The organism is Brevundimonas sp. RM1 (assembly GCF_052907225.1).
Genome location: NZ_JBRERY010000008.1, coordinates 64,807 through 77,273, shown reverse-complemented (window position 1 = coordinate 77,273; position 12,467 = coordinate 64,807). Strand labels below are relative to the sequence as shown.

The window sequence follows — 12,467 nt, the reverse complement described above, 5'->3', positions numbered from 1 at the left end:
CTGGGCGCCGATGGTTGTCTCTCGAAACGGGAGAAACACCATGCTCAAGGACAAGAACTCTTCGGCCATCGTGGCGGTGAAGGATCTGGAGCGCGCCAGGGCCTTCTATTCCGACGTGCTGGGTCTGAACCTGGCGGACACCGGCATGGACGGGGTGCTGGGCTATCGCACCGGGAACACCTGGCTGACGGTCTACCGCTCGGACTTCGCCGGGACGAACCAGGCCAACGCCGTGACCTGGGACGTGGGCGTCGAGGTGGACGACATCGTCGCCGATCTCAAGACCAAGGGCGTCGTCTTTGAACGCTATGACGGCATGGCGCATGACGGCGACGTCCATGTCGCCGGGCCGCTGCGTCTGGCCTGGTTCAAGGATCCGGACGGCAACATCCTGCACCTGGTCGGCGGCGCGGGCGGGGCCTAGCCCTCCAGAGAGACGACCGGCTGGCTGACGGCGGCGCCCTTGCCGCGCGCCTTCAGCCAGGCGCGGATGCGGTTCTGGATCGGCTGGTCGATCAGATAGTGCAGGCCGAAGGCGAAGACGAAGGCCGCCAGCACGCCCAGAGCCCACAGGCCCCAGCGCCAGGCTTCGCCCAGCGCCAGCTTGTCGGCGAAGGCCTCGGCCAGGCCGAACCAGGCGATGCGCACGACCTCGTTCGAGATGAACATGGAGAAGGAGACCATGGCCGCCGCCTCGACCAGCTTCGACGGCCGCTTGGTCGGCACGGCGCCCGCCGCCAGGATGATGATGGAGATGAAGACCAGCGACAGAAGGGCGTTCTTGTCGAAATACTGGGCCACAGCCAGGCCGACGGCGGCCAGCACCCCGGCCCAGCCGGCGATGCGGGCGTTGATCCACACGCCTTGCGCGAACCAGGCCAGCCCCATGCCCAGGATGAACAGGGGCAGGGCGCGCCAGATGCCCAGGTTCAGCGGCATCTGATAGACGGGATATTTCAGGATCGCCCAGCTCAGTTCATTGGCGGCCAGATAGCCGACGACGACCAGGATCAGCGCCGTCCACGGCCCGATCCGGCTGAGACCCCGCAGCACGAAGGGGAAGGCGACGTAGCAGCCCAGCAGGGCCGAGATCGACCAGGTCGGGGCGTTCCAGCCCAGGCCGCCGTGCACGCCGAACGACTGCACCAGGGCCGCCTGGGCGGGAAGCTGATCCCAGGCGAACCACTCGGGATGGCTGGGCGGCATGCCCGCGGCGGTCGCCGCCAGCACCAGCGCCACCAGCAGGCCCAGCACGATCAGATGCGCCGGATAGACCCTCAAGGCCCGCTTTATGAAGAAGTCGGTCTTGGACATCCGGCCCGAGCCGACCGCGCGGCCATAGACCCGCATCAGCACGTATCCGCTGTCGATCAGGAAGAAGTTGGTCAGCAGGAAGCCGCCGCGCTCGAACACGGGATGCAGTCCTTCGGCCAGGGGGACGGGCGCCGACATCTGGAAGTGATGCAGGATGATCAGGGCGGCCACGATGAAACGCAGCGCGTCCAGCCAGCCTCCGCGCATGATTGGCGGCGGTTCATTCCGGGACGAAAATACAGCCTGCAGCATCACGACCCCCTTGTTCGAATGCTGTTACGCAAGAACGGGGCCGTTGCCCTCCTTCTCACGGGGAGAAGGAGGGCAGGATCTCTTATCCTCGCACCAGACGCAGGAATTCCTCGCGTGTGCGCGGGTCTTCGCGGACGGCGCCCAGCAGGCAGCTGGTCGACAGGCTGGCGCCGGGGACGTCGACGCCGCGCATGGTCATGCAGCTGTGCTCGGCTTCGATGACCACGCCGACGCCGTGGGGGCGCAGCACGTCCTGGATGGCGTTGGCGATCTCGGACGTCATCTTCTCCTGAATCTGCAGGCGCCGGGCGTAGCCGCGCACCACGCGGGCCAGCTTGGAGATGCCGACGACCCGGTCGGTCGGCAGATAGGCGACGTGCGCCTTACCCACCACCGGCAGCATGTGATGCTCGCAGAAGCTGACGAAGCGGATGTCCTTCAGGACCACCAGCTCGTCGTAGCCGCCGACCTCCTCGAAGGTCTTCTCCAGATAGTCGCGCGGTTCGACTTCATAGCCCTGGAACAGCTCGCGATAGGACTTGGCCACGCGCTTAGGCGTCTCGATCAGGCCTTCGCGTGCAGGATTGTCGCCGGCCCAGCGGATCAGGGTGCGGACGGCGGCTTCGGCTTCTTCCTGGGAAACGGCGGGGGAGGAGGGGGTCTGGTCGCTCATGACAGGCTGCATACCTCCCCTGCACAGGTTTTGGAAACGGCGCCGCTGTTTAAAACGGCTTCTGCCCCGATCAGGGCAGGCGGACCAGTTCGACGCGGCGATTGCGGGCGCGGCCCTCGTCGCTGGCGTTGTCGGCCACCGGCTTGTCGGCGCCGAAGCCCTTGGCCTCGACCACCGCCATCGAGCCTTGCGCGCTGCCGACATACAGGTGAACCCAGACCGTGCGGTCCGCCTGACGGATCACCCAGGTCTGCGACGGACCGTTATAGATGTCGCCGATGCCGTTCAGGGCCGCCATCTGCACCGCCTCGGGCAGGGCGTGGGCGGCGTCGCTGGGAATCTGGCCGTCAAAGATGCGAACGGCGCCCGCCTCTTTCAGCGCGTGCTCCATGTTTCGCAGAAGCTCCAGCCGCGAAAAGCTCTTGCCGGTGTCGTTGGTGATCTGGCTCTGATGAACCCGGCCTTCGATCATTTCGAACCGGGCGCCGGTCCAGAAGGGGAAGTCGGCGAAGTCGTGCGCCTCGCTGTTCTGCGGCTTGTAGCCCTCGGGCAGGCGCAAATAGGGGAAGTCGCCCAGGCTGGCGGTCGACAGGGCCACGCTGTTCACGTCGAAGGGACCGGCGGCGGCCGAGGCGCCCTCGGCCGGAGCCGTCGCCGTTTCAGTCTGTTCCGGCGCCTTGTTGTCGCACGCGGCGACCTGCAAGGCCGAGGTCGCGACCATCAGGACAGAGGCGAGACGCAGGAACGGTTTCATGAGGCATCCTTCAGGCGTTGATCGGGGGGAGGGTGAAAACGTTCGTCTAGTCGCCGCTGTTGTCAATCGAATGAACCGGCATCGACCGGAACATCGGTCTCATTGCATCGTCCTAACGTCGCGTTAACCATCCTGTCGGCATTTTCTGCCCACTGTCCCGTGCTTGTGTTCGGGGCGCTTCGGGGATCGGCGATGAGCGGCGCGGAAGTTCTGGATGTGGGTCGCGACGCCCTGTGGCTGACGATCCAGCTGTGCCTGCCGGCCCTGATCGTGGCCCTGGTGGTCGGCGTGGCCATCGGCCTGTTCCAGGCCCTGACCCAGATCCAGGAGCAGACCCTGGTCTATGCGCCCAAGATCATCGCCATCTTCGTGTCCCTGCTGCTGTTCTTGCCGCTGATGGGCGCCCTGCTGGGCGGCTTCATGCGCGAGATCGCCGCCCGCATCGCGGGCATGTAGGGCGAGGCTGTAGGGCAGGGACATGGAGCCTTACGCCACGGCGGAACAGGTCTGGGCCGGGGGGCTGATTTTCGCGCGCGTCGGCGCGATCCTGATGCTGTTGCCGGGCTTCGGCGAATCCTATGTGCCGCCGCGGGTGCGCCTGTCGTTGGCCCTGGTGCTGTCGCTGGCGCTGTGGCCCATCGTGGGCGCCAGTCTGCCGGCCCTGCCCGCGACCCTGGGCGCCACCGTCGGCTGGGTGATGCGCGAGGTGCTGACCGGCCTGGCCATCGGCGCCATCCTGCGCAGCTTCATGACCGCCCTGACCACGGCGGGCGAGATCGTCTCCCTGCAGACGACGCTGGGCTTCTCCCAGACCGCCAACCCGCTGCAGGCCCAGCCGGGCACGACCCTGTCGGCCTTTCTGATGCTGCTGGGCGTGACTCTGGTGTTCGCCACCAACACCCATCACCTGTTCATCGGCGGCATGGTCGGATCGTATGAGGCCATCGCCCCGGCCAAGCCGCTGATCGTGTCAGACTTCACCCAGATGGCGGTGAAGACCTTGAGCCAGAGCTTCATGCTGGGGGTGCAGCTGGCGGCGCCGGTGCTGGTCTTCGCCCTGATCTTCAACCTGGCCTCGGGCCTGGTGGCGCGGGTCATGCCCAGCTTCCAGGTCTATTTCGCCGCCGCGCCTTTGAGCGTCATCCTGGGCCTGTCGGTGTTCACGCTCAGCCTGGGCGTGGTGGGGACCGTCTTCATCGACCGCTACCGTTCGGTGGCGGCCTTCTTCACGGGAGGCGCCGTTGGCTGACGGCCCCGATCCCGAGTCGAAAACAGAAGACGCCACCCCGCGAAAACTCGAAGAGGCGCGGAAGAAGGGCGACGTCGCCAAGTCGCCGGACGTGGCGGCGGCCCTGTCTCTGGCTGGGGCGGCCGGCGTGCTGCTGGCGGGCGGCGGCTGGTTCTCGACCCGGATCGCCGAAGCGCTGACGCCCTTCCTGGCCCAGCCGCACGCCATGATCGGCGGGCTGGAGGCGGGCGGAGGCGTCGAGATCGGCATGCACGCCGTCTGGGCGGCGGCGCCGTTCCTGGCGGCTCTGATGTTCGCGGTCATCCTGGGCGGGGTCGGCGGCAATCTGGCTCAGTCGGGCCTCATCTTCACCGCCGACAAGGTCAAGCCGAAGTGGTCCAAGGTGAATCCGCTGGAGGGCTTCAAGCGCATCTTCGGCCCGGACGGCCTGGTGCAGTTCCTCAAGACCTTCATCAAGCTGGTCGCCATCGGCGCCGTCTGCTGGTGGGTGCTGAAGCCTCACGCGCGCGAGCTCGAGAACCTGGCCGCCATGAGCCCGGCGATGATCCTGCCGTTCGCGCGCGATCTGGCGCTGGCGCTGATGCTGTCGGCCCTGGTCTTCCTGTCGCTGACGGCGGGGGCTGACTATCTGTGGCAGCGGATGCGCTTCGCCAAGCGGATGCGGATGACCAAGGAAGAGCTGAAGGAAGACTTCAAACAGTCCGACGGCGACCCGCACGTCAAGGCCAAGCTGCGTCAGATCCGCATGCAGCGCGGCCGCCAGCGGATGATGCAGGCTGTGCCGGACGCCACCGTCATCATCACCAACCCGACCCACTATTCGGTCGCCCTGCGTTATGAGCCGGACAAGGGCGACGGCGCGCCGGTCTGCGTCGCCAAGGGCGTGGACGCCCTGGCCTTGCGCATCCGCGAGGTGGCCAGGGAGCACAAGGTGCCCATCGTCGAGAACGTGCCTCTGGCCCGCGCCCTCTATGCGGCGGTCGAGGTGGACGGCGTCATCCCGCGCGAACATTTCGAGGCGGCCGCCAAGGTCATCGGCTTCGTCATGCAGCAAAGGAAGCGGCGATGAAGGCGACGGCGGAGGAACGGCGTATGCTGACGAACCCTGATTCGCGCGGGCGAGACGCCATGACCATTTCCCGACCGCAAGACCGCCAGAAGACCAGCATCGCGGGCCGCCCGCGCTTCGATCCGTGGCTGGTCGTGATGGCGGTCGGCTTCGCCCTGGCGATCGCGGCCATCGCCTATCCGGCGTTCCGGGCCAGCGCCTTCACCGCGCCGGGGCTGATCCTGATCTTCGCAGCGGGGGCGACGGCGCTGATCTGGCTGTCGGCGTTCGGCCGGTCAGAGCGTCGCTCGCCTTCAGGCGATACGGCGGTCGAGATGCTGGACGCCATGGCCGAGCCCGCCGCCCTGGTGCAGCCGTCAGGCCAGGTGCTGGCCTATAACGCCGCCTGGGCCGAGGAGAACGGGACCGTCACCACCCTGCCCAGAGCCGGCAAGGGGGGCGGTAAGTCCGCCCAGGCCCTCTACATGGCCTTCGCCCAGGCGCGCGAGGGGCATCAGGGCCGCGCCATCGTCCAGATCGGCGCGCGCGAGATCGAGGTGCTGATCGGTCAGGCGGGGCAGGGGCGCTTCCTCGTCCGCGCCGCGCCGGAGGCCGTCCTGCCGCTGGCGCCGTCCGCGCCCGCCGCGCCCCAGCCCGCCGCCCCGACCGGCGAGGCGCGGGCCATGGCCGCCGGCGCGCCGTTCGGCTCGGCCGTCATCGGCGGCGAAGACCTGTTCGCGGGCCGGGTCGAGGAGCCGAACGCGGCCCTGGCCCTGCTGACCGGCCCGGCGGCCTCGGGCGACGCCGCCTTCGGCCATCTGTTCGACCCGGCGGGCGTGGCCGAGGCCAGAGCCAAGCTGGAGGCCGGGTCGTCCGGCCCGATCGAGCTGATCGCCCGCGCCCACCCTGATCGCCAGCTGCACCTCTATGTCGCGCCCGAGGGCGACCGGCGCCGCGTCTGGCTGTTCGACGTGGCGGCGCAGAAGTCGATGGAGCTGCAGCTGTCGCAGGCCCAGAAGATGCAGGCCGTGGGCCAACTGGCGGGCGGGGTGGCGCACGACTTCAACAACCTGCTGACGGCGATCCAACTGCAGCTGTCGGGCCTGCTGGAGCGCCACCCGGTCGGCGATCCCTCCTATGAAGGGCTGAACGAGATCCGCCAGACCGCCATCCGCGCCGCCGATCTGGTGCGCAAGCTGCTGGCCTTCTCGCGCAAGTCGACCGTGCGGCGCGAGCGGCTGGACCTTGGCGAGCTGGTCGGCGAGTTCGCCGTCCTGCTGCGCCGCCTGCTGCGCGAGGACGTGCGGCTGGAGACCGACTACGGCCGCGACCTGCCGCTGGTGCTGGCCGACAAGAGCCAGCTGGAGACGGCGGTGATGAACCTGGCAGTCAACGCCCGAGACGCCATGCGCGGCGTGGTCGAACCCGGCGCCGGCGTGGTCACCATCAAGACCCGCCGTCTGACCGGCGCTCAGGCCCGCGACATGGGTTGGCGCGAGGCGACGGACGAAGTCGCCCTGATCGAGGTGTCGGACACCGGCCCCGGCGTGCCGACGGCCCTGCTGGACAAGATTTTCGAGCCTTTCTTCACCACCAAGGCGGTGAACGAGGGGACGGGCATGGGTCTGGCCACCGTCTACGGCATCGCTCAGCAGGCGGGCGGCCACATCACCGTCGCCAATCTGGACGGCGCCGGCGCCGCCTTCCGCATCTTCCTGCCCGCCGCCACGGCTGAGGAACTGGTCGAGGCCCCCGTGGTCGAGAAGGTCGTCAAGGCGCCGCGCGACCTGTCAGGCGCGGGCCGCATCCTGTTCGTCGAGGATGAGGCCGCCGTGCGCGGCATCGCCGCCCGCCTGCTGCGCCAGCGCGGCTATGAGGTGATCGAGGCCGCCGACGGCGAGGAGGCCCTGATCCTGGCCGAGGAGTGGGCGGGCCAGATCGACATGCTGATCTCGGACGTCATCATGCCGGGGCTGGACGGGCCTTCGCTGCTCAGGAAGGCGCGGCCCTTCCTCGGCGACGCCCCGGTGATGTTCATTTCGGGCTACGCCGAAAGCGACTTTTCGGACCTGTTGCAGGACGAGGTCGGGGTGTCCTTCCTGCCCAAGCCGCTGGACATCAAGACTCTGGCAGAGCGCGTGAAGCAGGAACTGCACGCAGGTTGACGACCGGCGAGGGCGTCAGGCCCTCATGTCCAGCCGTTCCTCCGGCGACCAACGGCGTTCTCGCGCCGCCTCATGTAGGGTGTCGGCGAGGTCCAACAGGTGATGGCGGCGAAGGCGCGGAATCACTTCCAGCAGTTGCAGGCGCAGGCTTTCTGCTGCGGCGTCCGACAGCAGGGCGTTTCGCGAAGAGGCGCGATCAGGCATGACGCATCCCCCTGAGTAAGCGACCTGAAAAGAGGGTCTGGGGCGTTCGGGAAACGGCTGTTTCGCGCTTTCGGTTCCGAAAAGCGGTTTCGCCTCGAGAATTGTGAACAAAGGCGACGTTCAAGGCTTGGGTCTGGCGCGCGCGGCCCTAGATAGGGTCCAGAGGAATCAAACGCCGTAAAGAGGAGTCTCCCATGGCCTTCACCCTGCCCCCGCTGCCCTACGCCTATGACGCGCTGGAGCCGGCCATCGACAAGGAGACGATGACCTTCCACCACGACAAGCACCATCAGACCTATGTCGACAACCTGAACAAGTTCGTCGACGCCACGCCCGAGGCGCAGGGCAAGTCGCTGGAAGACATCTTCGCGATCATGTCCAAGCTGCCGAAGCCGATTCGCAACAACGGCGGCGGCGTGTGGAACCACAGCCTGTTCTGGGAGCTGTTGGCCCCGGTCGGCGCGGGCGGCGAGCCCTCGGCCGAACTGGCCGCCAAGATCGACGCCGAACTGGGCGGCATGGACAAGTTCAAGGCTGACTTCGACGCCGCCGGCGCCGGTCAGTTCGGTTCGGGCTGGGCTTGGCTGATCCTTCAGGACGGCAAGCTGAAGGTCACCTCGACCCCGAACCAGGACAACCCGCTGATGGACGACGCGGCCGAGAAGGGCGCCGTCCTGCTGGCTGCCGACGTGTGGGAGCACGCCTACTACCTCAAGTACCAGAACCGCCGGGTCGACTACCTCAAAGCCTTCTGGTCGGTGGTGAACTGGAACAAGGTCAACGAACTGTACGAAGCCGCCAAGGGCTGATGCAGACCAGACGCCCCGCCGATCCCGGCGGGGCGTTTTTCTTTCGGGGGGCGAGGATGACACCATATTTGAAACTAGCCGCTTCGGGGCTTGTGCTGGGTCTTCTGATCGGCGCCGGCGCCTGCCAGCAGCAGCCCAAGTCCGACGAACAGGGGCAGGGACGGGCGGTCGTCGCCGCGGCCTCGCCCGACGTGCGTCCCTTTACGGTGGGCGAGCTGAAGCTGACGGCCCTGCGGGACGGCGAGATCGTCGTGCCGGTGGCGCAAACCCCGTGGGTCGAAGCCGGGGCCAAGGCTGAAGAGATCACCGCCCTGCTGACGGCGGGCGGCGCGCCGACGGACGCGGTCCATCTGCCGGTGCAGCCGTTGCTGGTGCGCGACGGCGATCGCGTGGTGCTGATCGACGCCGGGGCGGGCGGTCAGATGGGCACGGCCAATCTGCTGGTCGGTTCGCTGCGGGCTGCGGGCGTCGAACCGGCGCAGGTGACGGATATTCTGATCTCCCACGCCCACGGCGACCATGTCGGCGGCCTGGTCGACGCCGAGGGCGCCCTGGTCTTTCCCAATGCGGTGATCCGCATGAGCGCGCCGGAATGGGACGCGGCCCAGGCCGGCGCCGAAGCGCACGGCGGCGGGCCTCTGGTGGCGGCCATTAAGTCGAAGGTCGAAACCTTCCAGCCGGGCGCGCAGGTCACGCCCTCGATCCGCGCCGTGCCGTTGAAGGGGCACACGCCGGGCCACTCCGGCTATGAAATTGCTTCCGGCTCCGAGCGTCTGCTCTATCTCGGCGACGCCCTGCACAGCTCCATCATTTCGGTTCCTCGTCCCGACCTGGCTCTGGTCTGGGACAGCGACCGCGCCGTAGGCGCCGCGACGCGGCGGGAGATTCTTGAACGCGGCGCGACCGAACGGCTGCGTCTGTACGGCGTTCACTTCCCCTTCCCGGGCCTGGGTCGGATCGAGCGCCGGGGCGAGGGCTACGTCTGGGTCGCGGAGGCGGGCCCCGCCGCCTGATCGGCGCTCAATCGCCTTCTTCCGCCAGAAGCGCCGCCAGCCGCGCCTCGCCGTCCGTGATCGCCTGACGCTTCAGGGCGTCCGGCGCATAGGCGCGGCCGTCCAGAACGATGTGGCGCAGGCGGCGCGTGTCGCGAATATCGCGCGATGGGTCGCCCTCGACGATCAGCAGGTCGGCGCGGCGGCCCACGGCGATGCGGCCGATGTCGTCGCGCTTCAGGATGTCAGCCGCCGTTCCCGTCGCGGCCGACAGCGCCTGCAGGGGGCTGAGGCCCGCGCGGGTCATCAGCTCCATCTCCAGGTGCAGGCCTCCGCCGGGCAGGTTGTAGGCGCCGGCGGGCGTGTCCGAACCGGCGCCGATGCGGCCGCCCAGTTGGGCCAGACGCAGGGCCACGGCCGCGCCGACGCGGGCGTCCTGCCTCGCCTTGCGGTTGTTCTCGGCATCGGCGTGGAAATGCTGATGCACGCCGCGCCATTGCTGATCCAGGCCGTCGCGGACCGTCCCTGCCGCATCGCCCAGCGGCAGATCGGTCAGCACCGGATCGGGCGACTGCGTCTCGGCGGTGAAATGGAAGACGGACAGGGTAGGGATCAGCGCCGTATCCGCCGCCAGCAGGGCGCGCGCCATCTGATCGATCAGCGCCGGATCCAGGCTTTCCGCCTCCAGGTCGCCGCCCAGTCGGCGGTAGGCCAGGGCCGCGCCGCTGGCGTGTTCGAGACTGTTCAGGCCCAGGGCGGCGGCCTGGAGCAGGTCGACTTCGGCGTCGCTGAGGCCGCGGGTCGAGGCCATGCCCAGGTCGGCCATCGTCGGCAGCCCCAGGTCTTTCGCGCGTCGGACGGCGGCTGCGAAGGCGTCGGGCGGAAGCTGCTCGTACAGCTTGACCCAGTCGGCGCCTTCAGCGGCCAGGGCGTCGACGGCGGCGACGGCCTGCTCGGGCGTCGCGGCGATGAGCAGTTCTACTCCATCCAGCGAGGGACCGTCGGCGGCGCGTGCGGGCGAGGGCGCGTCCGGCGTCGCCTCGGGATAGAAGCGTTTGATGATGCTGTTCTCGCCGTCCAGCATCGGCCCGGCCCAGACCAGTCGTGCGTGCGGCGCGGGCAGGTCGTTCAGGGCGCGGGCCATCTCCGTTGTGGTGTTGGCCGACCGCACCGTGGTCACGCCCGAAGCCAGGAACCAGCCGTAGTAGTGCGGACGCGGGTGGACGTGCAGGTCGATCAGGCCGGGGATGATGCTGCCGTCGCCGGCGTCGATGACGGCGGCGCCGGGCGGCGTCGGGCAGTCGGCCGCGCGGCCGACACAGGCGATGATGCCGTCCACGGCCACCACCCGCCCCCCGACGATCGGCGCCGCGCCTGAGCCGTCGATGACCCGGCCTGAGACCACCAGGGCGGAGGGCCGGTTCGCGTCGTGCGCTTGCGCCGCCGTCGCCGCCAGAACGGCCAGGGTCGCCGCCGTGAGCCAGGGTTTGCGTGTCATGCCGAGGGCCTCCCGAGTCGTTTCTTCTTATCGGCGGCAACTGCACGAACAGCGGCTTCAGGCTCAAGTTTCCTTTCTGTCATCTGGGAAGAGAGGCCGCCGACATTGACTCCAGGGGCCGTCGCCTTCATAAGCCCGGCCTTCTCGCACCGGGTTTCACCCGAGGCGCGATGTCTATTACGGACGATGCGTGGACCGCCGTTGAGATCGCCGCTCCAATCGGGGAGCAGCCGGGCCGCATCATGATGAAGAGTGACACATGTCCAAGCGCCATAGCGCCAAGTACAAACTCGACCGGGCCATGGGTGAAAACCTGTGGGGTCGCGCCAAGTCTCCCGTCAACAAGCGTTCCTACGGCCCCGGCCAGCACGGCCAGCGCCGCAAGTCCAAGGTCTCGGACTTTGGTCTGCAGCTGAAGGCCAAGCAGAAGCTGAAGGGCTACTACGGCAACATCACCGAGAAGCAATTCGCGGCGACCTACGCCGAAGCCGCCCGTCGCAAGGGTAACACCTCGGAAAACCTGATCGGTCTGCTGGAATCGCGTCTGGACGCCATCGTCTACCGCGCCAAGTTCGTGCCGACCGTCTGGGCCGCCCGTCAGTTCGTCTCGCACGGCCACGTCACCGTCAACGGCAAGAAGGTCGACATCGGTTCGTACCGCGTGAAGGTCGGCGACGTCGTCGAGGTCAAGGAAAAGTCGCGCAACATGGCGCTGGTGCTCGAAGCCCAGCAGTCGAGCGAGCGTGATCTGCCCGACTATCTGGAACTGGGCGATCGTGGTTTCTCGGTCCGTTACGGCCGCGTGCCGGAACTGTCCGATGTGCCCTATCCGGTGAAGATGGAGCCGAACCTGGTCGTCGAATACTACTCCTCGTAAGTTCGACGATCCCGCCCGATCCGTCGGGTCGTGGTTCAAGACAAGAAAAGAGGCTCCGGCTCGCCGGGGCCTCTTTTTTTAATCAGACGCAGCGGCGGTTCCCTTTTGGGCCAAACCAAGGCATGTTGCCCCTAGCTGTCAGGATCGAGCCGCAGGAGGCCGAGATGAGATATCGGATCGCTTTCTGCGTTGCCGTCGCGGCCCTGGCCGGGTGCGCCTCGAAGCCGGGCGCCCTGGTGCGGACCGAGGGCATGCCGGGGCAGCTGGAGCCGATCCACGCCGCCGCCTTCACCCGCGATCTGGCCGTGTTCCGCGTCAGCTCGAACGGCTGCACCGACAAGAGCGACGTCAAGCCCTTCATCACCCAGCTCAAGGATTCGGCGGTCATCACCCTGCGTCGTCTGGACGAGGATCGCTGCAGCCGTCCGGTCCGGGGCGGGGTGCAGATGGAATGGACCTTCAAGGAACTGGGCCTTCCGCCCGGCGCCAACGTTCTGGTCAACAATCCCTACATGATGGACGGCGAGGCCGCGGCCGTCAGCCAGTAGAGGCTGAAGCGGCTTAAGGGCCGCTTTTTTCAATTTTCGTTATTCATATCGAGACAGCCAGGGTTAACGCCTTGGCTTTTAGGA

General features: G+C 67.8%; 14 protein-coding genes. 9 read left to right on the top strand and 5 right to left on the bottom strand.

Features of this window, described 5'->3' with window-relative positions; translation table 11 throughout:
- Positions 1–40 precede the first annotated feature (40 nt).
- A complete protein-coding gene (locus ACU5AP_RS09570; protein WP_003163610.1) occupies positions 41–424 on the top strand; it encodes a VOC family protein in 384 nt (127 codons plus the stop codon).
- Here ACU5AP_RS09570 and ACU5AP_RS09565 read toward each other — a convergent pair.
- The 3 genes from ACU5AP_RS09565 to ACU5AP_RS09555 form a co-directional block, all read right to left on the bottom strand.
- Positions 421–1,521, bottom strand: coding sequence for an acyltransferase family protein (locus ACU5AP_RS09565; protein WP_003163609.1), 1,101 nt, complete (start codon positions 1,519–1,521; stop codon positions 421–423). The genes ACU5AP_RS09570 and ACU5AP_RS09565 overlap by 4 nt on opposite strands.
- A gap of 127 nt (positions 1,522–1,648) precedes the next feature.
- Positions 1,649–2,239: a GTP cyclohydrolase I FolE gene (gene folE / locus ACU5AP_RS09560; RefSeq protein WP_003163608.1), complete on the bottom strand. Its 591-nt coding sequence runs from the start codon at positions 2,237–2,239 to the stop codon at positions 1,649–1,651.
- A gap of 70 nt (positions 2,240–2,309) precedes the next feature.
- Positions 2,310–2,993 (bottom strand): hypothetical protein, encoded by a 684-nt coding sequence (locus ACU5AP_RS09555; RefSeq protein WP_128719636.1) that lies wholly within the window; start codon positions 2,991–2,993, stop codon positions 2,310–2,312.
- Positions 2,994–3,185: 192 nt separating this feature from the next.
- Here ACU5AP_RS09555 and fliQ point away from each other — a divergent pair, with 192 nt between their 5' ends.
- The 4 genes from fliQ to cckA are packed head-to-tail and all read left to right on the top strand — an operon-like array spanning position 3,186 to position 7,455.
- Positions 3,186–3,449, top strand: a complete 264-nt coding sequence (gene fliQ, locus ACU5AP_RS09550) for a flagellar biosynthesis protein FliQ (RefSeq protein WP_003163604.1) — start codon at positions 3,186–3,188, stop codon at positions 3,447–3,449.
- A 22-nt stretch (positions 3,450–3,471) separates the two neighbouring features.
- The gene (gene fliR / locus ACU5AP_RS09545) at positions 3,472–4,242 is read left to right on the top strand and encodes a flagellar biosynthetic protein FliR (protein WP_003163603.1); all 771 of its coding nucleotides are present in this window, start codon (positions 3,472–3,474) and stop codon (positions 4,240–4,242) included.
- Positions 4,235–5,311, top strand: coding sequence for a flagellar biosynthesis protein FlhB (gene flhB / locus ACU5AP_RS09540; protein WP_003163602.1), 1,077 nt, complete (start codon positions 4,235–4,237; stop codon positions 5,309–5,311). The genes fliR and flhB overlap by 8 nt, the downstream gene beginning before the upstream one ends.
- A gap of 59 nt (positions 5,312–5,370) precedes the next feature.
- A complete protein-coding gene (cckA, locus tag ACU5AP_RS09535) occupies positions 5,371–7,455 on the top strand; it encodes a cell cycle histidine kinase CckA (RefSeq protein WP_446681137.1) in 2,085 nt (694 codons plus the stop codon).
- Positions 7,456–7,470: 15 nt separating this feature from the next.
- Here cckA and ACU5AP_RS09530 read toward each other — a convergent pair whose 3' ends face one another.
- Positions 7,471–7,659 (bottom strand): hypothetical protein, encoded by a 189-nt coding sequence (locus ACU5AP_RS09530; RefSeq protein WP_446681136.1) that lies wholly within the window; start codon positions 7,657–7,659, stop codon positions 7,471–7,473.
- Positions 7,660–7,853: 194 nt separating this feature from the next.
- Here ACU5AP_RS09530 and ACU5AP_RS09525 point away from each other — a divergent pair, with 194 nt between their 5' ends.
- A complete protein-coding gene (locus ACU5AP_RS09525) occupies positions 7,854–8,468 on the top strand; it encodes a superoxide dismutase (protein WP_003163596.1) in 615 nt (204 codons plus the stop codon).
- Positions 8,469–8,536: 68 nt separating this feature from the next.
- Positions 8,537–9,481 (top strand): MBL fold metallo-hydrolase, encoded by a 945-nt coding sequence (locus ACU5AP_RS09520; RefSeq protein ID WP_223850934.1) that lies wholly within the window; start codon positions 8,537–8,539, stop codon positions 9,479–9,481.
- A gap of 7 nt (positions 9,482–9,488) precedes the next feature.
- Here the strand turns inward: ACU5AP_RS09520 and ACU5AP_RS09515 are convergent, their stop codons facing one another.
- Complete coding sequence (locus tag ACU5AP_RS09515; RefSeq protein WP_446681135.1) at positions 9,489–10,958, bottom strand: amidohydrolase family protein; 1,470 nt, start codon at positions 10,956–10,958, stop codon at positions 9,489–9,491.
- Between the two features lie 259 nt (positions 10,959–11,217).
- On the opposite strand from ACU5AP_RS09515, the gene rpsD reads away from it, so the two are divergent.
- Both rpsD and ACU5AP_RS09505 read left to right on the top strand, forming a co-directional pair.
- A complete protein-coding gene (gene rpsD / locus ACU5AP_RS09510) occupies positions 11,218–11,835 on the top strand; it encodes a 30S ribosomal protein S4 (RefSeq protein ID WP_003163593.1) in 618 nt (205 codons plus the stop codon).
- A gap of 164 nt (positions 11,836–11,999) precedes the next feature.
- Positions 12,000–12,383 carry a hypothetical protein gene (locus ACU5AP_RS09505; RefSeq protein ID WP_164918001.1) on the top strand — a complete coding sequence of 128 codons (384 nt, stop codon included), beginning with the start codon at positions 12,000–12,002 and terminating at the stop codon, positions 12,381–12,383.
- Positions 12,384–12,467: the final 84 nt, after the last annotated feature.